The organism is Chitinophagales bacterium (assembly GCA_017303835.1).
Taxonomy (GTDB): domain Bacteria; phylum Bacteroidota; class Bacteroidia; order Chitinophagales; family Chitinophagaceae; genus JAFLBI01.
Genome location: JAFLBI010000001.1, coordinates 1895235 through 1921532 on the forward strand (window position 1 = coordinate 1895235; position 26298 = coordinate 1921532).

Here is a 26298-nt window from a genome sequence, read left to right on the forward strand (position 1 = left end):
TTAAAAAAATAAGCCTCTCAGATACTGAGAGGCTTATTTCAGCTAATAGATTATTTCGCTTATTGATAACCAGGATTTTGCTTCATGGCTGGGTTGGCAACCATTTCAGGCAAAGGAATAGGCAGTACAAAGCGGAAGTTGTTAGCATCCAGTGTAGTACCAGCTGAGCTTGGTGCATCAGCAGACAAACGACTAACAGGTAAGCCTCTGCGCTTCAGGTCGAAGAAACGATGACCTTCATAGCACAGTTCTTTGTAACGCTCACTCAGTACTTCATTGATAGCCTGAGCTGCAGAAGTAAAGGTAACATTGGTATAACCATTGATACGGTTGCTACGCAAAGTGTTGATATCAGCATCAGCACCAGTAGCACCGCTGAATCTACCTTGCTCTGCTCTTGCTTCAGCACGAATCAGATACATTTCAGCAGTTCTGAAAACTTTTGCGTTTGCAACGTTTTCATTTGGCGTTGCATATGCAGAACCAGCATATTTCTGTACCAGTCTTGAACCTCTACCGGCAGATGTCAGCAATGGCTCATCTTTGAAATAAGCAGCAAAGCGTACATCATTAGCTTGGTCATAAGTATCCCACAGCTTCTGTGCTGGTCTCCAAGTTACCTGACCAATATTGGTTGTGCTTGCTGAAGTAGCACGGAAGAAAGAACCGATACGGCCACCCAGTGTATTGGTACGAACCAGACGGAAAGACTGCTCAGCAGTATTCACATCAGTCCAGATACCGGGGAACTGAGCACGAGTTGCCAAAGGAACAGCGTTGATGTACTCTGTTGCAAAAGCTTCAGCATTAGCCCACTCACGCAGGTACAATGCTACACGAGCTTGTAAAGCAGCTACAGAAGCTACGTTTGCTCTGTTTACATCTGTTAGGTTGTTTGGAACCAGTGCTTTTGCAGCTACCAGATCTGCTTTCAACTTGGTGAAATATTCTCCCATGTTGATTCTTGGAGCTGGATCAATCGATGGCTTTTCCATATACACCATACCTAAACCAGCTGCATCATAGTTACCGCAATAGTAGCGGAACAATTCAAAATGTGCATAAGCACGCAGGAAGAGGGCTTCACCCTGCAGGCGAAGTTTCTTCGCATCATCACCGGCTACTGTGCTCAAAGCCTTAGGTAAAGCTTGCAATACAGTGTTTGCTCTGTTGATGATTGTGTAGTTTGGACCAATTCCAGTATAGCTGTCGCGAAGACCCACATCAGCCGGACCATACTGCCACTCGTGTGTAGTAACAGCATTATAGAATTCAGCCTTTGTTACTTCATCCGCAAACACTGCGTTTAACTGCATAGTCATTTCTGTACCCAGTGCTGCATAAGTACCAATTACAGCTTGCTCAGCAAATGTAACCGTACTCAATGCGATATCACCGGCGATCAGATCCGTTTCTGCTACATCAATCACTTTCTTACAGGAAATAGCACCTGCTGCAAGAAGCATTGATGATGCAAGAAGAATATTCTTAAGTTTCATCTTATCTAATTTGAGTGTTGATTAAAAATTGATATCCAGACCAACTACGAAAGCTCTTGGGTTGGGGAATTCTGCAAGACTGATGTTGTTATCATCTTCAGGATCCAAACCACTCCATGGGCTCCAGATAATCAGGTTCTGAGCCTGCATGTAGAAACGTCCGCTCTTCATCAGCTTCACATTGCCTACACTCAAAGCACCCAGGCTATAAGAAACATTCAGGTTTCTGAAACGCAGGAACTTAGCATCAGAGATATCATATGAAGTAAACTGACGGCTGAAAGCTGGTGATTGAATTTCCTTCACATCGCCTGGCTTCTGCCACTGCTCAGTCAACAGTCTGCGACTCTGCGTTACAGCACCTGTATAAGTTGCATCACCCTGTGTTACCCAGTTTTGTACGTTGTTATAACGTCTAACATCAAACTGATAAGAGAACAAAGCACTTACCGATACCTTCTTGTAACGGAAGTCTAAAGAAAAACCACCGGTATGCTTAGGCAACCATGTACCAAACTCGTGGAACTGTCCAGCTTCGTTGATATTGGTTGTAGCAGTACCATCTGGCTTCTTATATCTTGGACGACCTGTTGCAGGATCAGCACCCAGGTAATAGTAAGAATAGTGTGTACCAATTGGCAAACCTTTCTTGATGATACCTGTACCGGCAGCATATTCCGTAACTGAACCCAGATCTTCAATCTTGTTGATATTGATGGCGTGGTTAGCACTCAAAGTCAGATCCATATCCTTCTTACGGATGATGTCTACAGCTAATGAGAATTCAAGCCCCTTGTTAGACATAGAACCTGCATTCACGTTCAAGCTTGAACCATAGAAACCTGAAGTAGCCACCAGACGCTGACTCACAAACAAGTCTCTTGTCAGGTTTTTGTACGCATCAACACCGAGTCTAACTCTGTTCTTGAAGACAGCGATATCAACACCAATATTGGTTTTCTCTACTGTTTCAATTTTCAAGTTAGGGTTAGCAACACCAGGAACCAAACCTGTAATGGTAGAACCAGCATAAGCAGTTGTACTGAAAGAAGGTAACTGCGCATTCAGGTAACCTGGGATACTATAGAAGTTACTGGAGATACCAAAAGAACCACCAGAGATAGAACCAATGTTTGGCACTTTACCATAAGTAGCTCTGAATTTCAAATCAGACAACCAGCTGGCGTTTCTCAGGAAGTTTTCTTTAATCACATCCCAAGTAAAACCTGCAGCCCAAGTTGTGATTTCTTTGTTATCTGCATTCAAGATTCTGGAAGTACCATCACGACGGATGCTACCAGATAAAGTGTACTTATCATTGTAAGTATAACGACCGTTTGCAAAGAATGAACGGATACCAAAACCAGACTTGGCACTGTTTCCGTTCTGTGCAACTGTAGCTGCACCACCGGTAGTTAATGTACCAGCGCCCTGACCAGAGAGGTCAAGACGTGGATCCAGGTTCCATAAACTCATACCGAAACCTTTGTTCCACTGACGAACCACCTCGAAATAACCACCAACTTCAACATCATGACGCTCATTAAAGCGCTCATTGTACACAATGCCTGAAGTATTGATCATCTGGATTCTGCTTGTCATAGACTCATTCAAATAACCAGCCTGGAATGACTGTAAAGAACCTACATAAGAAGCAGCTTTGATATAACCTGTACCGAAGTTAGCAGAAGCATCCACACCAGTAGTGTTCTTCAGGGTAACAGTTGGGAATAACTTGTAAGACAGCGTTAAACCTGTTACAGTTTTCACCTGCTTATCAATCCATTGAGAATTGTTTGAACGCTCAATCAGGTTACCAATTGCTCTTGGAACCAAGGCAGAAGAAGTTCCGAAGATGAGTGAACCATCCTGACGGAAAGGATTCTCATAAGGCTTGGCTCTCCAAGCCATTGCAAATGGGTTAGCAGTACCGTTACCGGCATAGAAAGCACCTTCATTGTAATCAACAATTGAATAACCCACAGTTGTATTGAACTTGATGTTCAATTTACCTACAGTGTTATCCAGGTTGAAACGCGTAGTATAACGCTTGATTCTTGATTTTCTATCTGTACCATCCTGCTGGAAATAGTTAATAGACAGGAAATACTTGGTTGCAGCATTACCACCACTCATATTCAGTTCATGTGTTTGAGATACACCTGTTCTGAAGAGCAGATCAAAATAATTTACATTGTTATTACCCAATGAATCTCTAATAAAATCATATCTGGCTTTAGAAGCTGCAAAAGGGTTATTGGCAGGAGAAGTTGCAGGTAAGCCAGCATAGTTGGGGTGTTTTCTAGAATATACCCAACCTGGAGCAGTAAGACCAGGTGCAAAACCACCTACAAATTCTTCATAATCCAACATTTCTCTTGAGTTCATTTGCTCGAACTGAGAAGGATTAGGTCTCTGCGTAAAACCTGTTTGCGTTCTGTATGAAAAATTAGTTTGGCCAGCTTTACCAGACTTAGTAGTAATTACGATAACACCAGTACCACCACGAGCACCATACAAGGCTGCAGCACTTGCATCCTTCAATACTGTGATAGATTCGAAATCGTTAGGGTTCAATGTCTGGAAATCACCTGTTGCAATGGGAATACCATCAACAACATACAAGGGCTGGCTAGAACCGGAGATAGAAGATGTACCACGGATTCTTACGCTAGCGTTGGTACCAGGCTGACCTGAACCAGAGTTAGCCAACAAACCAGGAACACGACCTTGGAAGTTCTGATCGAAAGAAGAAACAGGAACGTCCTGAATTTTCTTTGATGTAACTACAGTAGCAGCACCAGTAAACTGACTTTTCTTTTCCTTACCATAACCAGTTACCACCACTTCTTCCAAAGCTTTGCTCTCTGAGCTCATCAGCACATTCACTGTACCTGATTTAGGTACTGCAATTTCGCTACGCTCAAAACCAACATAAGTGAATACGATGTTCTTCACACTCTGATCAACAGAGATCTTGAAGCTACCATCCGTATTAGAGAGCGCGCTAGCCTTGCCTGCAACAATTGTTACACCTGCAAGAGGCTGCCCATTCGACTGATCAGTTACCTTACCAGTAACTGTCTTGCTCTGTGCGAAAGCATGTAGTGTCATCATGCTAAGGCACATCATAAGAAATAGGAGTTTTCTCATAACACAGTTTTAAATTTTAGTGACGCAAACTATTTAATATTCTTTTAACAGACAAGACAATATCACTAAATGTTGTACCGCTCATGTATTTGACAACTCTATAATTAATTGATTATCAATATTATGATGTTTAAAAACAATATGAATAAGCCTGTAAGCTATAGCTTTTAAAGCCGTAGAAAAGGACTGTAAAACAAATCTTACAACTAGTTAACTTTAAATAAATGATTTTTAATTATTTATGAATTAATTAAATATATACTATTTACAACATTAAATTATATCAGGTAAAAAAAAGGGGGGAGCTTTTCGCTCCCCCTCAACTATACAACCAATCGTTGAGATCAATAGTGTCTGGCATTACCTAAAGCCAGCGCAGTACCTCTGGTAGTACCCGTTGCAAAAAGCGTAACAATACGCTGAGCACCAAGAATCGGGTTGGCAGTAGTACCAACAGTGAAAGTAGTAATCACGTTCTGTGTACCCGGAACTTTCAGCTTGGCAGTATACAAGCCGCCTGGAATTGGCGTGAAAGCCTGCAAAGCTTCAGGGTTAGGGCTTTCGCCGATAAATGATCTGCTAGTGAGTGTTACACTATCATTGGGTGTAACACTGGTACGCAACAGCGTAACATCAACAGTTGGCGCATTTCTGGCCAAGTGCAGGAAACGTACATGCACACGACCTGTGGCCGGCGGGGTGAGATCATCCTTTAAACGCAACACCGGAGTTCTGTTAGTAGTAGGATTGATCGTATCGTACAATACATACGTATACATGTCCTTCAAATTGAAATTGTCTGTACGATCCACAATAAATGTTGTGGGTGCAGTTGTTTGCCATACCCTGAAACGTCTGCTACCTACTGGCACACCTAGATAAGTACTGTTTGCACCATAACCAACCGATGATAGCGTAAATGGCGCAGAAGTAATGGTATCACGTGTTACCTGCAATGCACCTGTACCAGGGGATGCATGGATAAATACCGCACTACCCAACTGCTCGAAGGGCGCTGGATCTTTGGCACATGAAACAAACATGGCAGAGATCGCGAAAATGCTTAGATATTGTAATGCTTTCATTGTTTGAATAATTAAGATTAATAACCAGGATTCTGAACCATATTCGGATTTGCCTGAAGTTCTGCAACTGGAATTGGCAAGATGAAGCGGAAATTATCTGCCGGCAGTGTTAACCAGTTTGTACCATCCACATCGCTGGCCTGGCGCTGAACCGGTAAGCCTCTGCGCTTCAAATCAAAGAAGCGGAAGCCCTCGAAGCACAACTCTTTGTAACGCTCTTCCAATACTGCATTAATGATATCAGCAGCGCTTGCAAAAGTTTGGTTGGTATACCCTGTTATACGACGGCCTCTTAAGAAATTAATATCTGCAGTAGCCTGAGCAAGATTAGCTGTACCACCAACTTCAGCCAAAGCCTCAGCACGAATCAGGTACATCTCTGCTGTACGGAAAACCTTGGTATCATTGATTCTACCACCCAGTGCAGAACCAAGGTATTTACGAATGGCCCAACGGTTCGCTCCACCAAACGTTGTAAAGAAATTGGCAAAGCGTACATCATTAGCAGCATCAAAAGTGGCGCGAAGTTTATCAGTAGGACTGAAATGAATCAAGTTACCTGTTGTAAACCAGGTTGCACCAATACCAGCACCATTACGCTTAATACGGAAGAGCACTTCAATGTTCAGGTTGCTATCATCCCAAATACTTGCATACTGCGTACTAGCAACAAGCGGGCGAACATTTGCATTGATAATTGTTGACGCAAAGTTTGCTGCTGCCTGCCAATCACGCTTATACAAAGCTACCCTAGCTCTGAGTGCGTTGATGTTAATAGAGTTAAACACCACATCAGAGAAATTCGCATTGGTAGTAGCCGGCAATGCAGCAACAGCTTGGTTCAGATCAGTTTCAATCTGATTCATCACTTCACCTGCTGTATTACGGGCTGGTGTTCTGAAAATATTGGATGTTGTAACAATGGGTACACCTGGAGCAGATGGGTTATACGTACCGCTGAAACGCTGCAACAATTCAAAATGTGCAGCAGCTCTCAATGCAAGCAGCTGACCACGAATAGCAGGCTTTTGCGCTTCCTCCGCAGTAGTACCTCTGATCTCATCGATTTTAGCAAGTGTTCTGTTACAAAAATCAAGCATGGAATAGAATGCACCCCAGCCTGCAATAACATCACCACCTGTAGTAGGATCAGAATTATACTGGTACCTGATTACAAACTGACCTTGTCCGCCATTGTCCGGACCAAACTTAGCCTCATCAGCCAAAGTAGAAGCCAGGAACATAGAATTTTCATAGTTCGCGTAGCGTGCATACACAGTATTCAAACCACGCTGCAAATCTGCTACTGATTGAAAAGCATTGGCTTCTACAATCGTATCTGTTGGCAGCAGATCCAACTGCTTTTTACATCCCACTGCACCAAGCATCAGGGCAGCAGAGAAAGCATATATTTTAATGGTTGATTTCATCATCTTCATTTTAATGGTTTAGAAACGAATGTCTACACCCATGGTAATAGTTCTTGGATTCGGGAATTCTGACAGAGAGATGTTATTGTTATCCTCTGGATCATATCCCTTCCACTTTGCCCATGTAGCCAGGTTCTGACCTGCGAGGTAGAAACGAAGGCTGCTGATAAACTTCATTTGCTTCAATGAACGCTCAGGAATATTATAACCAATGGTTACAGTTCTCAAACGCAGGAAAGATGCATCCTGAATGTATTTTGAAGAGAACTGATTCTGATAAAGTGGGCTCTGAACAGTAGCTTCTGTATCGCCGGGACCTCTCCAGAAACGACCAGCTACAGCTGAGTTCAAACCACCTGCAAGAAAGCCTGGGTTTTCCATAAAGAACTCCAGGTTATTTACACGGAAAGAACCATCCTGGTAATTCATCAATACCTGCATATCCAGGTTCCTGTAGCGCAATGTATATCCGAAGCCACCAATCCATGGTGCGAAAGAAGTACCCCAACGCTGGGTTCTGTTTGCAGCACTATACAGATTCGTTACATTACCAAAAGCATCATAATACAGTGGTCTTCCTGAAGCCGGGTCAACTCCAGCCCAACCAACTTCCCAATGCGTTCCTAAAGGAAGGCCAACACTGATCAATGAAGTACCCTGTTGGAAATTCGCTACCTGACCCAAGCTTACCACTTCGTTATGGTTGTAAGAGCCGTTCGCATTTAATGTTAAAACAAGGTTCTTGTTTCTTACCAGATCGTAGTTGATAGAGTATTCAACACCACGGTTGCGCACTTTTGCAGCGTTGGCACTGATGGCACCAAAACCACCGGTCAAAGACAATGACTGGTTAGCAAAAGCTTGTTCAGTGAGTTTATTGTAGAACTCAACTGTACCATTCAAACGAGAGTTGAAAAAGGCAAAGTCAACACCCACGTTCAGCATCTTGGTAAATTCCCAAGTAGCAGCAGGGTTACCCAATGCACTTACACCCAAAGTTTGGTTACCCGCACCGTCTGCACCAATGCTGAACTGAGGCAGGTAGCCGAAGTCGCCAAACGGGAAGTTATCAGCGTTAGCTGAAGTACCATAGCTGGCGCGCATACGCAGTGTGTTCACCTTTGAGAAATTACGCATGAAATTTTCTTTCAGCACATCCCAGGTTACACCTGCTGAATAGAATGTAGTGTATCTGTTTTGTTGAGGCAGCTGAGATGAACCATCATATCTGTATGAAAGGTTAACTGTATACTTCTTATCAAAAGTATATTTAGCCAAACCCATGGCAGAAGCCAGTGCACGTACAGAACGACCACCACTAATAATGGGCACCAACTGATTCTGAACACTACCCGGTGTAATACCAGCGAGTGTGTTCGGACGACGTGGGTCAATACCGAAACCTTGCAGGTTCATATTTTTCACTCGGTATTCGAGATATTCCCCAACGGCACTTACATCTAGCTCATGCTTAGAAGCAAAAGTCTTATTGTAGTTCAAAGATGCTCTTGTATTGTATTGGAGGAATCTGCCCAAACCTTCAGAGATAGAACCAGATCTAGTTCTGATATCTGTTGATGTTGTATTATCAAATGTTCTGGGATCGTTATAGAAAGTATTCTGCGTTTCTCTGAAGTCAGCACCAATAATGGCATTGGCGGTCAGATTCTTTGTAATCTTATATGCAAAGTTAGCAGAAGCAACAATCTTCAACTGATCGTTGTAACTTCTATTCAACAAAATAGTACGTTCATAAGTATTTGGGCCGGCGAAATTATTACCCACACCAGTAGCCACGCTGCCATCAGGTCTGAAAAGACGCTGGTAAGGCGGTGTTAATCTTGTAGCAAAGAATGGGTTTCTTGTACTATTGGCTACATCACTCTCCTGAAAATTACGTTGTGTCAAACCCAGGTTGGTTGACAACTGCATGCTGAACTTATCGTCTGCATAATCGATGTTGTTTCTCCAGGTAAGACGACGCATGTCAGTACGATAGGTAATACCTTCTTCACCATAGTAACTAAGGTTAGAATAAAACAAGGTTTTACCAGTACCACCACTGAGGGTAATTTCATGACGATTGAAACGACCCTGACGGAAGAAGATATCATCCCAGTCAATATTGATACCCTTAACGCTATCCATCAATCTTGCGAATGTTGCCTGCTGTGCAGGTGAAGCGGCTTGTACAGCAGGGTTGTTGGGAGACCATGCCCAACCTGGCAATGTAGATGATGGCACGAGTCTGCCATATTCTTCCTGAGCTTTCAACAATTGCTCTGTATCCATCATTGGATAATTAAACTGTGGACGCAGGGTATAACCTACCTGACCGCTGTATGTAGTGCGCAGCTTACCTGCTTTACCACGCTTAGTGGTTACGACAATTACACCGGCAGCACCGCGAGAACCATACAATGCGGCAGCAGATGCATCTTTTAACACATCTACAGACTCAATGTCGTTTGCGTTGATACCCTGGAATACAGCTGCTTCTACAGGAATACCATCCACAATGTAGAGTGGTGTACTACCACCGGTAATTGAAGTGGGACCACGCAGAATAATGGTTGCAGCAGTACCAGGCTGACCACTACCAGAAAGTACACTCAAACCGGGCGCACGACCTTGCAGAAGCTGATCGAAAGAGGCCACAGGCAAGTTGGTGATTTCCTTAGCAGTTACGCGGCTGGATGCACCAGAGTATTCACTCTTTTTCTGGCGGTTGTAACCAGTTACCACCACTTCATCCAAATCGTCTACAGAAAGCTTCAACGTAACATTATACGTTGTTGCTGAACCTAACCTGATTTCTTGTTTGCTGTAGTTAACAGAAGAAATCACCAGATCTTTTGCAGTAGCAGGAACATTGATTGTGTACGTACCATCAGATTTTGTGGTAGTACCGATGGTTGTTCCTTTCACCAGAACGGATGCATTAGCGATAGGCGCACCGCTTTCATCCACGACCTTACCAGAGATGGCTTTTGTCTGTGCAAATAGTGCAGTTACAGACAATAGAAGCCCCATGATAAGCATTGGGAGTTTTCTCATCATACAGTTTAATTTTTGAGTCTCGCAAATTACCCAAGTGAAAAATCAATACCTGTTAACACAAACAACCTGTAGTTGAGAAAACATGTTCCTGAGACCTCAAAATAAAACTTCGATGTTTAAAAGTATCCGAACAAAAAAAGGCACTGCAATTGCAGTGCCTTTTTACTAAGCTCAATAAAGATTAGTTATCCTTACAAAGTGGGTTCAACAACAATTCATTGGCTGAGATAGGCCAAATATATTGCTGACCACTGGATGGCATCGCGGCTACACCCGGCTTAGCAGGCAGGTCGCGACCCAAACGAGTAAGATCTGCTCCTGCTAATCCTTCTGCAAGCAATTCAATTCTGCGCTCGGTAAGAATCAGGTCAATCAAAGCAGCATTACTTGCAGGTGCAAATAAAGGAGCGCCGGCATCAGAACGCTGACGAATCGCATTCAGAATAGCCAAAGCTCTTGTATCAACAGCACCAGTACCAGCTTTTCTTGCCAAAGCTTCTGCCAAATTCAACAATACTTCAGCATAACGAATTACTGGTGCGAAGTCTGTATAAGGAGCAGCACCTGGATATTTAATTACCCAGCTGCGTGCAGTTCCTGCGGCATTACCAGCGGCATTGGTTGTTCTGATCTGAGATTTACGCGCATCTGAAGCACGCCAGTCAGGATTACCCAAAATACCATTGGGATTCAAAGAATATTCACCACTACCGCCATTTACAAATGGAGGACCGTAGTAAAAACCAAGCTGGTTCTGTGTACCGGGTGTTTCGTTAGAAGCAAAAGGCATAGACAGAATTGACTCAGTTGAAGTGTAAGCCGTAAAAATATTGGTGAAGCTTGGATTGAGTGCATGCGCTACACCGCTACTTGCAGTAAATGGTGCATTAGTGCTCACGATTTTATTGGCTTCCTCAATTACTTTATCATTGTTACCCATGCTAAGGTAAACCCTGGTTTTCAAAGCAATGGCTGTGTTACGGTGCGCTCTGGTTGTATTTGCTGTAGCATTACCATTGGTAAGTGGCAGGTTGGCTTCAGCAAAATTTAAGTCTTCCAGAATCTGATTATATACTTCAGCCACAGTAGCTCTTGCCAAAGCATAATCACCTGAACCGGTGTTACCCTTTAAGCGAAGGGGTACACCAGGCTTGCTACCATTACCATCCCAATAAGGACGAGCATATAATTGCAGCAAAGAATAATAACTCATGGCACGAAGCAATCTTGCTTCACCACGGAAATTATTCGCAACAGCAGCACCAACCACACCGGCACCTTTTGCATCCATACCATCCAGGAATACGTTTGCCAGGTTGATAACATAGTATGCCTGAGCCCAATGGTTCAGGATACTGTTGGTAGAGCTACCTACAGTAGTATAACTCCAAACATCAAAACCTGTTACAACGTTGGTACGCTCATTGAGGAAATCTCCACCGCGGATATCGTTGAAAATCTGATAGCGACCACCATACATACCACTGTTTTTGATGGATGCATAGATAGCTCTTACCTGACCTTCAATACGCACTCGTGTGTCAAATGCAGAGAGATCTGAGATCACCGTCTGCGGTACTGGCGAAAGCTGACGCTTGTCACAAGAAGTTGTGAACAAAACAGCTGCGCCAATCAAGGTATATAAAACTTTCTTTCTCATTTCATTTGTTTGACTGGTTAATGAATTAGAAACCAACATTCAGACCAAAAGTGATGGTACGTTGGTTAGCAACTGTATTTCTGTCAATACCAAAGTTGGATGAACCATTACCGTTGGAAGAAACCTCAGGATCAGGACCAGGATATGGAGTAATGATCAGCAGGTTGTTTCCATTGATATAGAAACGCGCACTAGAGATTTTTACTTTATCCAGAATTGACTTTGGCAGGTAATATGAAATACCCAGGGTTCTCATTTTTACGAAATCTCCTTTGAACACGTTAACATCCATAGGGAATGCAGAACCATTGGAAACGTTATCACCAAATACTGATTTTGGTACATCTGTTACATCACCAGGCTTAGTCCAGGCACGCAACACATCAACAGAGTTATTCCAGAAACGCTGATCACGTAAACCGGCATTGGTACCGAAATAAATCCAAGAACCAAACTGGTAAGTCATCAGGATATTCAATTCAAAGTTTCTGTAACGGAAATTGTTATCCCAACCACCAGTCCATCTTGGGTTAGTGTTTCTGTATACAACCGCATCAGCAGAGCTTACAGTTGGTGCTGCAGTACCATCAGCATAAGACCACTGGAACTGACCAGGAGGCGGTACACGCTGATAGAATACCTGACGACCGGCACCATTGATGTAAATTCTTCTACCAGTAGCAGGATCAACACCAGCTGAACGTGTTACGAACAGCATACCGATAGGATAACCAGGCAATGTGATGCTTGGGTTCTCCAAACCACCAGTTGATGAGATGATGTTGTTAAGACCAGGAGCCAGAGAAGTTACTTTGTTATCGTTGTAAGCAGCGTTGAATGAAGTTCTCCAAGTGAAGTTCTTCTTATTAACAACAGCGGCGTCAACTGAGAATTCAATACCCTCATTGTACATCTTACCTACGTTACGTGGGATAGTACTTGGCAAACCTGCAGATGGCGGCTGAGGTACAAATAAAAGCAAGCCATCAATATCGTTCTTATAATAAGCTACTTCAGCTGTGATTCTGTCGTTCAGGATACCAAAGTTGATACCGATATCTGTTTTACGGCTGGTTTCCCAAGTCAGATCAGCGTTACCTGCCTGATTGTATACAACGGTACCATTACCGCCATACAGACCTGAACCAAATGTAGACAGTGAAGTGAAGTTACCGAGACCACCGATATTACCAACTTTACCATAGCTTGCGCGAAGCTTGAAGCTGCTGAATACTTTATCCATTCTCATGCTGCTCCAGAAAGCTTCTCTGGCAATTTCCCAACCAGCAGAAACACCCCAGAAAGTACCATACTTATTATTAGAACCAAGCTGAGAAGCACCATCGCGACGGATATTACCACTCAGGTAATACTTTCTGTCGTAGTTATACTGCAAACGGCTGAAATCAGATATCAGGTAGTTTTCACCGATACCCAAACCTGCAGTGTTAGGCGTCTGCCAACCAGCCTGAATAACAGTGAAGTTTGGATCGTTTACACCAATACGGTTGATACCATAACCATTGCTGTTAGTTTTCTGCTGCTCATTACCAATCAACAAGCTAACATTATGCTTATCAGCAAATGTTTTGTCTAATTGCATGGTATTGGTCCAAACCCAACGCTCATTTTTATTGAAGTTGGCTGTAGCTGAACCATTGGTAGAAAAACCTTCTCCAGAGAGCGGGCTGAAATAAGAGTCATTATCAACATTGAGGTTATCAATGCTGTAAGTAGATCTCAGCGTCATCCAAGAGAAAGGCTTTGCTTGTACATACACATTGCTTAAGAGTCTGTATGCATAGCTGTTTTGTCTGTTCAGGTCTAATTGAACAACCGGGTTGTTGAAACCAACCTGACCCTGCTTGTTATTCTGAGAACCAATCAAGGCACCAGAAATATTGTAAGTTCCATCATTGTTATATGGTGAAACGTTTGGTGCAGTAATCAATGGCACACGACCCAAACCTGCAGTTGCAAAAGCATCACCCAGAGAACCTGAGCTTACTGCAGCAAGGTTATCTTCTTTAGAATACTGAATCTTACCACCAATGCTCAGGATCTTGCTGATTTTGTGGTCAACATTCATCATCAAACTCATTCTGTTGAAATCATTGCGTCTGATGATACCCTGCTGCTTAGTAATACCAGCAGAGAAATAATAACTGGTTGCATCATTAGCACCAGAAACGTTTACGGTATGGCTGTGCTGAATACCAGTACGGTAAACAAAATCATACCAATTGGTATTAATGGGTCTGCCATCAGGACCATTTGTTAATGCAAAAGCGTTGGTATTCGCATTGAATGTACCCGCGTTAACCAATGCCTTGTTTTTGAAATCTGTGTATTGGAAAGCATCCAGGAGTTGTGGTAAGCGCTGCACCTGGCTGATACCAAACCAACCATCATAAGTTACTTTGGCTTTACCTGCTTTACCTTTCTTAGTTGTTACAAATACAACACCGTTAGCAGCACGGCTACCGTAGATGGCAGTAGCTGCAGCATCTTTAGCAACGTCGATACTCTCGATATCGTTAGGGTTGATGCTGGCCAGTGCGTTACCTGCAGCAGCAGTTGAACTTGCATCACCAGTAAAAGTTGGGATACCATCAATTACAATCAACGGATATGAAGAAAGAGAGATAGAGTTTGTACCACGGATACGAATAACAGGAGGCGCGTTCAAGACACCACTTGGAATGGTAATCTGCACACCTGCAGCTCTACCACCAAGTGCCTGCTCAAAACTCTGTACAGGCTTATTGGCAATGGCATCACCTTTTACTGAAGCCAGAGAACCAGTTGCTTCTTTTTTCTTCTGTGTACCATAACCAACCACCACCACCTCATTCAGGGCTTTGTTTTCTTCCAAAAGGTTGATACTCAAAGGACCAGAACCAATAGACTGGTCTACATCTTCGTAACCCACAAAACTGAAGCGAAGTGTTTTTGCTTTTTCCGGTGCATTGATACTGAAAGCACCGTTCTGATCTGTAATCGCGTTTCTGCCGAATCCAACAACAGAAACTGAAACCCCTGACATAGGGACACCTTTTTCATTTGTAACCTTTCCTGTTACCGTACGTCCGGTCTGCGCAAAAGCAGACAAAGACAGGAACAGAGAAAACGCTACAAAAGCGAGTAGTTTTCTCATGTGCAAAGTTTTAGTTTAACGTTTAAGACCGTGAATATCTAAAATCTGCTGCAAAAAGGGTAAAAAAAGTTAAACAAACTGACTATTCTGTAACACCCTGAGTTTTATGGAGTTGGCCCAATAGTACCGGCAGTAAAACCAAGTTTGTTATGGTGCCTATCAACAGTGTTAAGGAAGTGAGCCAGCCCAAAGACTGGGTACCACCAAAGCCACTAAAGCAAAAAATGATGAATCCAGCAATGAGAACCAATGAAGTATATATTATACTTATTCCTGTATGATGAATCGTTTGTACCAAAGTGAGCCTGACATTGTTGTGGTGGTCTGGCAGCTCTTGCTTGTAATTAATTAAGAATCTGATCGTTACGTCAATTACTATGCCCAAAGCCACACTAAAGACCAGTACAGTTGAAGGTTTCAGCGGAATGCCCACCCAACCCATAACACCAGCCGTGAAAATCAAGGGAACAATATTGGGTATGATAGAACAAAGCAGTATTCGGAAAGAACGAAACAGGTAAAGCATACAAAGCGTGATCAGCACAAAAGCCCAGATGATGGAGTCTTTCAACCCATTGATAATGAAGCGAGAACCTTCAAGAAAGGTTACACTACTACCTGTAAATGTGACTTTATATGTTGCAGTGTCGAAAATACGGGCAGACGCAGCAGCAAAAGTGTCTAACAATAATGGAAGTTGCTTGCTGCCAATATCTTTCATGTTCACACTGATTCTGGCCATTTGCCGGGTACTATCCATAAAACTGCTGACCAACTTCTGCAAATTACCCTTGGTATTTCCCTGACCTCTCAGATATGGGCCTAAAAACAACATATCACCATCATAAGGCACATCATAACTCAGTGTATCACCATCATAATAGGCCTGCTTGGCAAATTTCAAAGCTTCTACAAAAGACAATGGGCGCGCAGTTTCCGCACGTTGATCGATATAATCCGAAAACTCAGCAATCTTATTCATGGCAGCGGTAGACCTCACCAAACCATTTTTCTTTTTCGTATCCACTACTATTTCCAAAGGCATCACACCACCAAAAGACTGTTCAAACCATTTCAGGTCTGTATAAATTTTATCTGTCTTAGGTAAATCATCTACGATAAAACCTTCACTCTTTAGTCTGAATACACCTACTAATGCAAAAATCATCGCAGCAGCCGTGATAAGATATACCATGCGCTTGTGGTGAAATGTCCAACGCTCTACAGCAGCCAGCAACCTTTGGAGGAAAGGATTATCAAGATAGCGCACATGCTTTTTCTGTGGAGGTGAAAGAAAACTGAGCACTGCCGGAATAAAGACAAGAGAAATAAGAAACAATGCCATGATATTCAAGCCAGCTACATAACCAAACTCTTTCAGTAATGCACTTTCTGTAAGCCCAAACACCGCAAATCCAATAGCAGCGGCAATATTGCAGAATAGCGTAACGATACCCATTCTACCCACCATTGTTACAATGGCTTTTTCTTTTTGTCCTATTTCCTTGTAAGCTGTATGATACTTATTTAGGAAATAGATACAGTTGGGTACGCCTATCACTACCACCAAAGGTGGGATTAGGGCATTCAATATGGTAATCTTATAGCCAAACAACACCATCGTACCAATACTCCACACAACACCCATCAATACTACACCTAAACTCATGAGGGTTGCGCTGAGTGAACGGAAGAATAAGAATAGTGTGATGGCAGATAATACAATTGAGCCAATTAGAAAGAAATTCATTTCACTGGCAATCCGATTAGCTACCGTAGTTCTGATATAAGGTAATCCGCTTACATGCGCTTTGATGCCTGTGTTCGATTCAAACAGCTGAACAGCATGTAAAATTCGATTTACCAAGCCAGTTCTGGCTTTGCTGTTGATGGTATCTTTATTTACACTAATCGCAAATAAATAAGCATTTGACTCAGGGGAATACAATAATGTCTTATAAAAAGGCAGCCCTTGAAAAACAGTTGCTGCACTATCCAGTTTGTCCTGTTGCTGATAGGTTTCGGCGAATATTTTTGAGGCGATCAGTTGCTCACCAGCACTGTCCTTAACCAGACTTACTGCACCCGGTACACTCAACACTTCCGTAACCGCACTGATTTGCTTCAAAGACCGATGCAATTCAGCTGCCGCATTAAACACATTAGGTGTAAAGAACTTGTCGGTGTTAATGCCTACAACCAGCAGATTGCCATCTTCCCCAAATTTTTGGCGAAATGCCTGATAATCCTGGTATTTCTCATTATTGGTAGGAATGGCTCTTGTGAAATCATAACTCATCTGCACTTTGGCCGCATGCCAACCAAAAAAAATTGTTAAACAGGCTAATACAGATAAAAAGAAAATTCTATACTGAAGTATTACCCTACCAATACGGTACCACATGTATGACTATTCAAGATGAATTGCAAAGAAAAGCTTTATTCTGCAAGGGTCTTGCCGAAATTTTCGTAGCAAAAAATCGTTAAACCCTACAACAAAATCGCTACATTTAACATACCTGTAAGGGTATCCAAACTATGAAAATCACCATTCCCCCTTCAAGACAATGGTTGATCTTTCTTTGTACCTGCTTATGCTATGTACAAAGCATAGTTGCGCAACCCGGAATTTGTAGTAATACTGCAGTGCAGCCGGTTTTCAGTCAAACCTTCGGACAATCCCCAAATTCAACAACCTCAACTACTGCACCCGCAGGATCTACCAATTACAATTTTGGTAATGTTGGTACAGATGGTAATTATATCGTTACCCCCAGAGTAGAAAATGCCAATAAGGGTGATTGGGCTAAAGGAGGTGACCATACGGGCAATACCAATGGCAATATGTTTCTGGTAAATGCCGGTGGCAATAATTCTCTTTTCTTCAAGCAGGATGTTACCGGCTTGTGCACAGGCACTATTTACAATTTCACTGCATGGATCGCCAATGTGAATAGTCCGAATACACAAGGTGTATGTGGCAGCAATCTTGTATATGCGCGAGTGATTTTCCGCATCAAAGATTTATCAGGCAATATCTTAGCCTCTTACACTACAAACACCTTACCGCTTTCTCCGGTAAACGGTCCATTGAATTGGATACAATATGGATTTCAATTTACGCTGCCGGTTGGTATATCGGGGCTTACATTGGAAATGGTTGATTTTTATGGAGGCGGTGCGCAATGTGGCAATGATCTGGCACTCGATGATATTCTATTTACTGCATGCACACCTGCCTTGAACGTAAGCATCAATAGCACCGGTAACATTTGTGCTGGAGCAACAGCCACCATCACTTCTAATATTCAAAACAGCCCTTACGCCAACCCAGCTTATCAATGGCAAAGAAGTACGAACAATGGCAGTACTTGGGTCAATGTAGGTGGAGCAGGTACAAACAACAACAATCTTGTTATCAACAACACTGCCAATGGCGACAGTGGTTTATACAGAGTTGTAGTAGGGCCCGATGTGAATAGTCTTGCAACTGCAACATGTATCGCTACTTCCAACAGTGTTCGTTTACGCGTTATTAGTTCACCACAACTCAGCATTACCGGCGCAAACAATATTTGCGACAGTACCACCTTGCAACTATCTCCTCAGGTTAGTGGTGGCAACGCACCTTATAGTTATGCTTGGACAGGACCATCCGGATTCAATAGTACAAACGATACTGCGCGAATCACTCCTGCAAGGCCTGCTCAGGCGGGAAGCTACCAGCTTATTGTTAATGATGTGAACGGTTGCACTGATACAGCTTCTACAATTGTTTCCATCTTAGCTAATCCGGTGATTGATAGTATAACAGGAGATAGTGCAGGTTGTATCAACAATACACTGCACCTTTCCAATACAGTTACAGGCGGAATTTGGAGCAGCAATAACACTTTGTTTCCTGTGAACCAAGCAGGCCGAGTTACCATACGCGGTGCAGGTTCAGCAATCATTAGCTATACTACAAGCAATGCAAACTGTAGCCTTAGTGCACAAAAAACTGTTTATAGCAATACTGTACAATTGCCCCCTGATTTTGTAGAGTGTAATAATTCGGCTGTTGTTGTGAACACCAATACAGATTATACACCTGTATACAGTAATAATCTTCCATCTGATAAATATAGCTGGCAAATAAGCGGAGGACCATATACCTATATCGGCGGTACCGACTCTACAGAAAGATATCCCAAGTTTAAGTTAGAAGGCGGTAATATATACCGCATCATACTTGGTTATACATCCAACTACACATATTGCACAGATACCATGTTTGTATACCGGGATGTGCCGGTAACAACTGTTATTAATTCTGGAAATGACACAACAATATGCATTGCAACTAACGCAATTGATCTGAATGCAGTTGCTTCAGGTCCGGTTACAGGCTATACTTGGACAAGCTCAGGTAGCGGCAGCTTCAGCAACAACAATACTGCTCAAACTACCTATACATTCTCCAATGCTGATAAAACCAATGGTAGTGTACAGTTCTATCTGCAGGCCAATCTTCGTGTCAATGGCATCTGTGCAAATGATAATAGAGATACTATTCAAGTTTTTATTAACCAGCCACCAAGTAGTGCAAATGCAGGTGCGGATAGAACAATATGCCTTCAGGACAGTATTCAACTCAATGGCAATATACCTGCTTATGGTAATGGAGTCTGGACGATGCTAAGCGGACCGAACACGCCCACAATACAGCAAACCAATCAGGCAAATACAAGCGTCAGCAATCTTACTGCAGGCACATATGCATTTGCATGGACGATTAGCAATATATGCGGTATCACAGCAGACACAGTTTATATCACACTTATCAATCCCCCTAATCAGGCTAAAGCTGGAAATGATACCAGTTTATGTGCTGCAAATAGTTTTGTCTTAAATGCGAATCAACCAAGCAGTGGTCATACAGGTACATGGTCATTACTCAGCGGACCAAACTCACCGCAGATTCTAGATCCCAACAATTATCAGACAAGTATCAGCAATCTTACAACAGGGCAATATCAATTTGTCTGGACTATCTCGAATGGCGTTTGTACCGATACCAAAGATACCATCACAGTGAATATTGTTGCAGCACCAACAACGCCTTATGCTGGCAACGATACAACTGTTTGCGTTCAAAATACTTTACAACTGAACGCCAATCCCGCGGTTGGAGGTATCGGTTACTGGCAATGGATTAACGGGCCAACAAGACCCGTTTTTAATGACAGCCTATTACACAATGCGATGGTAAGTAATCTCACATCAGGACAATATCAATTCAGCTGGACTGTTACCAATGGTATTTGTCCCATACTCAGCGATACTGTTTCCATTACTTTTATATCACCCGCATCACAGGCTAACGCAGGTAATGATACCATACTATGCCTTACACCAAGCTTCCAATTGAATGCATCAGCAGTAAGCAATGGTACAGGTTTCTGGCATTTGATCAGCGGGCCTAGTGTTCTAACCTTTAGTGACACCAGTAATCCGAATGCGATTATCAGCAATCTTGTTGCAGGGCTTTATCAATTGAGCTGGACTAGTACAAACGGCATTTGCATGTCAACAACAGATACCGTATCTATTCGTATCACTGCTGCTCCAACATCAGCAATTGCTGGCAATGACCAATTGTTATGCTTAACCAATACCGCCAAACTGAATGCACAAGCTCCTGTAACAGGTAATGGTGTATGGCGTATCATCAGTAGTCCCGGCAGTGCAAGTTTACAAGACAGCACAAATGCAGGAACGAATATCAATAATCTACAAGCAGGTGCATATACCTTAAGCTGGACAGTTAGCAATGGTGTCTGTACTAGTTCCAGCGATACAGCTGTAATTGTTATTAGACCTATCACAACAACAGCAAATGCAGGAGCTGATACCAGTATTTGTGGATGGATCAGCGGCACAACAAAATCAATACCTCTAAACGCCAATAAACCAAGTCAAACTTTCGAACAAGGACAATGGCGCATCATTAGTCAGCCAGGAAATGCAATATTGCAGCAAGCCGATAGTAACAGTACTCTACTAACCATTCAGCAAGCTGGTAATTATTTACTGGAATGGCGTATCCAGAATGATGCAGGTTGTAATTCAACTGATACAGTATCCATCAGCGTTACACCTGAATTGCATACCAATATTCAGTTATTGAAGGATACGACAATTTGCTATAGTGGAAATACATTACTGAGCACCACACTGAGTACTGGTAATATTACCCACTGGCAGTACAGATTCCTTGGTACAATTGCTTGGACTGATACTGCATTTACCGGCAGTTCCCTTCAGCTTGCACAGTTACGACAGTCTGTAGAATGGCGCGTGATTGCAAGCACACAAGTAAATAACTGCATTACTACTGACACGAGTAATATTATTCGTGTAACAGTACTAGATACAAGCAATGCAGGCATTCTATCACATGCAGATACGGTATGCTATGCTAATAACAATGGCATACTACAGCTCAATAATTATACGGGCAATATTCTTTATTGGCAGTATTCAGAAAATGGCGGACAGACTTGGCAACAGATCAGTCATACAGCAAGCAGCCTTAACTATACCAACCTTACTGCTACCAGATGGTATCGAGCAATTGTTCAAAACAGTATTTGTGATGCAGATACTTCCAACACCATTATATTAACAGTACTACCCGGCATCAGTAATAATATCATCAGCAGTAACCAGCAGATTTGTGCAGGCCAGTTGTATGATTCACTGCGAGGATCTGCCCTGCCAACATATGCAACAGCCTACTGGCAATACAATACTGGTAGCGGATGGCTCAATAGCAATCAGCTGAATACACTTAGCCTATTGCCCGACAGCAGTTTGTTCTATGCACAATTCAGAAGAATTGCAACAATCAATCATTGCTTAAGCGATACCAGCAATATCATTACCCTGCAGAAAAGAAGTGCAGCCAAAGTGCGTACACAAATAAGCAATGCATTATTCTGCGCACCTGCTGACCTTGACGCGCAAGTACAAATTCTGCCCGATAGCAATATTCAAACCTATCAGTGGTGGGTAAACAATCAGCTTATCCATAGCGGTTCCAATACACCTAATATTCGCATCGATCAACCGGGCGATTCACTCAAGCTCACCATCATTGGTATCCATCGCTTCGGATGCATAAATGATACCCTTACACAATGGTTCTATACTACACCCGCCATAAAAGCCGGCTTCAGCATAAGCGATACCACCATCTGTGGACCTAACAGCATTCAGATAATCAACGAAACCACAGATAGTACACTACGTGTTGAATGGGATTTTGGCAATGGTAAAAAATCAACCATTTTCAATCCGCCAGCACAAACCTATGCACCCGCGTGGAGCAGAATGGACACCACCTATCGAATTACCCTAACAGTGTTTGGCACATGTGATACTGTTCAGCTCTCAAAACTGATTACAGTAAAAGCACTGCCTATTGCAAGTATGATTGCCACACCATCTTTTGGTTGCTCACCATTGGATGTACAGTTTACCAATCAAACCAAGGGCCTTGCCCTGGGATACAAACTCATCTTTGATGATGGGAAGGATACCTCTATGAACAGCTTTACGCAGTTAGTTCATACGTATCATACTGGTAGCGATAGAACTTATTTTGCAAAACTTATTGCATTCAATAGCTGCGGAACAGATACCAATAATATTGCCGTGCCTGTTCGAGTAACACCTAATCCAACTGTACTGCGTGTTGCAGCCAGGGATACAGCTGCCTGTGGTGTACTCAATGCAGTTTTCATCAACAACACAGTACGTGGTGGTACTTTCACTTGGGAATTTGGTGATGGCACAACAATTACAACCAGAAAAAATAAAGATACCATTCGCCATAGCTATACCAGACCAGGCGTATATACCCTTAAAGTAACAGCGGATAATGGCTGTTCTGATACCAGCTTGTATAAGAACGTTTATGTACATGCTTTGCCGGAAGTGGCTTTCATCAATACGCCAGCTGGCTGTATTGGTGATAGTATTCGCTTTACCAATAACAGTAATCCTGCATTGCAATTCAGCTGGAATTTTGGTAACCAACAGTTATCCAATCAGTATCAAACAGCCACTACTTACCAGCAAGCAGGCAATTATCAGATTCAATTAATTGGTAAACAATATTTTGCTACGGGTATCAGTTGCGCTGATACTGCTTTTGGTGATGTATCTATTGTAGCTTCCTTACCAGGTAAATTACTGATCTCAGATACACTCGGTAATTGTACACCTTTCAATATCAGTCTGCACAATCTTTCTGGCGATACCAGCAACACAAGATGGCAGATTGCTGACAGTGTACGGACAGGCGCCAATATCGTTTATACCTTCTTCAAGAATGGGCAGTACAAAATCACTATGCAATCAACCACAGTAGGTGGTTGCACCTATACAGACAGTACACAAATCAACATTCTTGCGCCAACAGGATCGCTGCAGTATAGCAGTCCCGACAGGTGTAATACTGGTGATCCGGTGGTATTCAGAGCCAGCACTCAGCATACACGTCAGATTCGTTGGGATTTTGGCGATGGCACTATACTCACAACAACGGATAGTATTGTAACATATACCTATAACAGACCCGGTGCATTTGTACCAAGAGCATTCTTGATTGGTGATAACAATTGCGCAGTCAGCATCAGCGGCAAAGACACTATTCGGATTGAAAAACTAGCACCTAAATTCACCTGGCATATTGAGAATAATTGTGGATTCCCTCAATATCACTTCGCAAACAGAAGCAGCAGCATATTTGGTATCCGCAATACCACATGGTTTATCAATGACAGCTTGATTGGACAAACAGATACACCTTTCCATACTTTCCGCGATGCAGGTATCTATCAAATCAAGATGCGTATTCTGAGCAACACAGGCTGCCTTGATAGCATTGTTACCCCTTTACAAGTGAAAGTGAATGAAAAACCAGCTGCTCAAATCATTGCAAGCTCTAATGCTTGTGAAGCAGCTAAAGTAAGTATCAATGCAAATGTTATTTCAAAAGATAGTGTTGTTCAGTATAGCTGGAATCTTGGCAATGGCAATATTGTACGCACGCCATCACCCACAACTTCTACAGCATATCAAAGACCGGGTGTATATAAGCTGCAGCTGATAGTAGAGACTGACAAAAACTGTACAGATACTGCTTTTATGCAAATCACTGTACGGGCATTACCAACGGTGAGCGTGAACGCACCAGTTAGTATTTGTCTTGGACAAAGCACCGTGTTGAGTGCAAGTAGTAGTGCCAATATCAGCTGGCGAACTCAAAGCAATACCGTACTATGCACAAATTGTAATACCATACAAGTACAGCCCAATGTAAATTCTAGATACACTGTGGTTGCAACAGACAGTTTAGGCTGTTCAACAGCAACTACAACTTCAGTAAATGTGATACAACCATTGCGCATGCAAGTTTCTGGAAACGATTCTATCTGTATCGGAGAATCCAGACAGCTGTTTGCTTCTGGCGCTGCTGCATATCAATGGTTCCCTTCAACAGGCTTGAATAGTACCGTAGTGGCAGCACCAATTGCGAAGCCGCAAGTCACCACCACCTATCAGGTTATTGGTAAAGATGCACAAAACTGCTTTACAGATACCAGCAGCATTACCATCAGTGTAGGCAGACCGTTCCCGGTGAATGCAGGTAAAGACACCATAGTGCAGGTTGGCAGCCAGATTACACTGCAACCAAACGTAGGCAATCAGCTCATCAGAGAGTGGAAATGGATCAACCTGAACAATGCATCCTGCACCAACTGCCCTAATCCAACAGTTGTTGTAAATGCCGATCAATGTGCATTGCTACGGGTGCGTAACAATTTCAACTGCTACAGTCAAGACACCATCTGCATCAAAGCCATTTGCGCAAATACACAAGTATATGTAGCCAATACATTCACGCCGGATGGCGATGGTGTGAATGATAAACTCTTTGTACAGGGAACTGGTATCCGGACTGTACGCTATTTCCGTATCTATAATCGTTGGGGCGAACTGGTATTTGAGAAAAATAATTTCAATGCCAATGATCCTTCTACCGGATGGGATGGAAAAGTAAAAGGCAAGGATGTGAATCCTGAAGTGTTTGTCTGGTTATGCGAAGTAGTCTGCGATAAAGGCACAGGCACATTATTCAAAGGAAATGTAGCTGTTTTAAGATAATGCGTAAGCAACTGACGATATTAACGCTCTTCCTGATAAGCTGTATCATAAGTACAGCACAGGATCTTAACTTCTCTCAGTTCTACGAACAACCACTATTACGTAACCCTGCCCTCAGTGGTTTATTCAAAGGTGATTTGCGTGTATCGGGTGCATTCCGCGATCAGTGGGGCAGCATCACAGTGCCGTTCAGAACTACATCTATGAGCATGGAATACAAGATGCAGGCGAATAGTGCTGAGGATGTAATCACCATTGGCACACAGCTGGCAGTAGATGCAGCAGGTGATATCCGGTTAAAACGTACATCTTTCCTACCCTCCTTGAATTTCCATAAATCCTTAAGTGGTGAAAGGAATGAATATTTATCACTTGCTTTCATGGGCGGCTTGGTGAGCAGCCAGTTCGATGCATCTAAAATGAAGTTGGGCGATCAGTTCCGTAATGGCAGCTATGATCCATCTAACCCAACAGCACAACAAGTTGTGGCAAGTGGTTATCAGTACTGGGATGCAGCTGCAGGTCTTTGTTACAGCAACAGCTTAAATAATGGTGGTAATTTTTATGTTGCTGCAGGTATCCATCATTTCACCAGACCCAAGATCAGTAGTACTACTACCAATAATGAAGTCAGTTTCCTCTATCCAAGACTTACAGCCAATATCGGTATCAATACCCCAATCAGTGATCAGGCAAGAATCACCTTGTTTGCTGACTACTACAAACAAGGGGCAAATCAACAAATACTGGGGGGCGCCATGTTTGGATTAGATCTTAGTCGCGAAGGCGATGAACCCTATGCCATCTATGCCGGCAGTTTTCTGCGCGTTGGCGATGCGTTGATTCCGATGCTGAAAATGGATATGCAAGCTGTCAGTATCGGCCTGAGTTATGATGTCAATATCTCCCGACTCAAAGTAGCTTCTAACTGGAGAGGTGGTTTTGAATTAAGCATGGTCTACAAGGGATTTCTGAAGATTCGAAATTCCACCATTGATATGACACGTTGTGTCAGCTTCGGTAAATAAGCTTTTATCTT

General features: G+C 42.7%; 10 protein-coding genes. 2 read left to right on the top strand and 8 right to left on the bottom strand.

Translation table 11 applies throughout. The features are described 5' to 3' along the window. Positions 1-59: 59 nt before the first annotated feature. From J0L83_08680 to J0L83_08715, 8 genes are all read right to left on the bottom strand, one after another. Positions 60-1499, bottom strand: coding sequence for a RagB/SusD family nutrient uptake outer membrane protein (locus J0L83_08680; protein ID MBN8664634.1), 1440 nt, complete (start codon positions 1497-1499; stop codon positions 60-62). Between the two features lie 21 nt (positions 1500-1520). Further along, the gene (locus tag J0L83_08685; GenBank protein ID MBN8664635.1) at positions 1521-4652 is read right to left on the bottom strand and encodes a SusC/RagA family TonB-linked outer membrane protein; all 3132 of its coding nucleotides are present in this window, start codon (positions 4650-4652) and stop codon (positions 1521-1523) included. A gap of 344 nt (positions 4653-4996) precedes the next feature. After that, a complete protein-coding gene (locus J0L83_08690) occupies positions 4997-5737 on the bottom strand; it encodes a DUF4397 domain-containing protein (GenBank protein MBN8664636.1) in 741 nt (246 codons plus the stop codon). 17 nt (positions 5738-5754) lie between these two features. Beyond that, positions 5755-7176, bottom strand: coding sequence for a RagB/SusD family nutrient uptake outer membrane protein (locus J0L83_08695; GenBank protein ID MBN8664637.1), 1422 nt, complete (start codon positions 7174-7176; stop codon positions 5755-5757). Positions 7177-7185: 9 nt separating this feature from the next. After that, entirely contained in the window at positions 7186-10227 is a 3042-nt protein-coding gene (locus tag J0L83_08700) for a SusC/RagA family TonB-linked outer membrane protein (GenBank protein ID MBN8664638.1), read from the bottom strand. Positions 10228-10408: 181 nt separating this feature from the next. After that, positions 10409-11887 carry a RagB/SusD family nutrient uptake outer membrane protein gene (locus J0L83_08705; GenBank protein ID MBN8664639.1) on the bottom strand — a complete coding sequence of 493 codons (1479 nt, stop codon included), beginning with the start codon at positions 11885-11887 and terminating at the stop codon, positions 10409-10411. 25 nt (positions 11888-11912) lie between these two features. Further along, the gene (locus J0L83_08710) at positions 11913-15044 is read right to left on the bottom strand and encodes a SusC/RagA family TonB-linked outer membrane protein (protein MBN8664640.1); all 3132 of its coding nucleotides are present in this window, start codon (positions 15042-15044) and stop codon (positions 11913-11915) included. Positions 15045-15126: 82 nt separating this feature from the next. Further along, positions 15127-17448: an MMPL family transporter gene (locus J0L83_08715; GenBank protein MBN8664641.1), complete on the bottom strand. Its 2322-nt coding sequence runs from the start codon at positions 17446-17448 to the stop codon at positions 15127-15129. A 134-nt stretch (positions 17449-17582) separates the two neighbouring features. Between J0L83_08715 and J0L83_08720 the strand changes: the two genes are divergently transcribed. Then, positions 17583-25259, top strand: a complete 7677-nt coding sequence (locus tag J0L83_08720; GenBank protein MBN8664642.1) for a PKD domain-containing protein — start codon at positions 17583-17585, stop codon at positions 25257-25259. After that, positions 25259-26287: a PorP/SprF family type IX secretion system membrane protein gene (locus J0L83_08725; protein MBN8664643.1), complete on the top strand. Its 1029-nt coding sequence runs from the start codon at positions 25259-25261 to the stop codon at positions 26285-26287. The genes J0L83_08720 and J0L83_08725 overlap by 1 nt, the downstream gene beginning before the upstream one ends. Positions 26288-26298 lie beyond the last annotated feature (11 nt).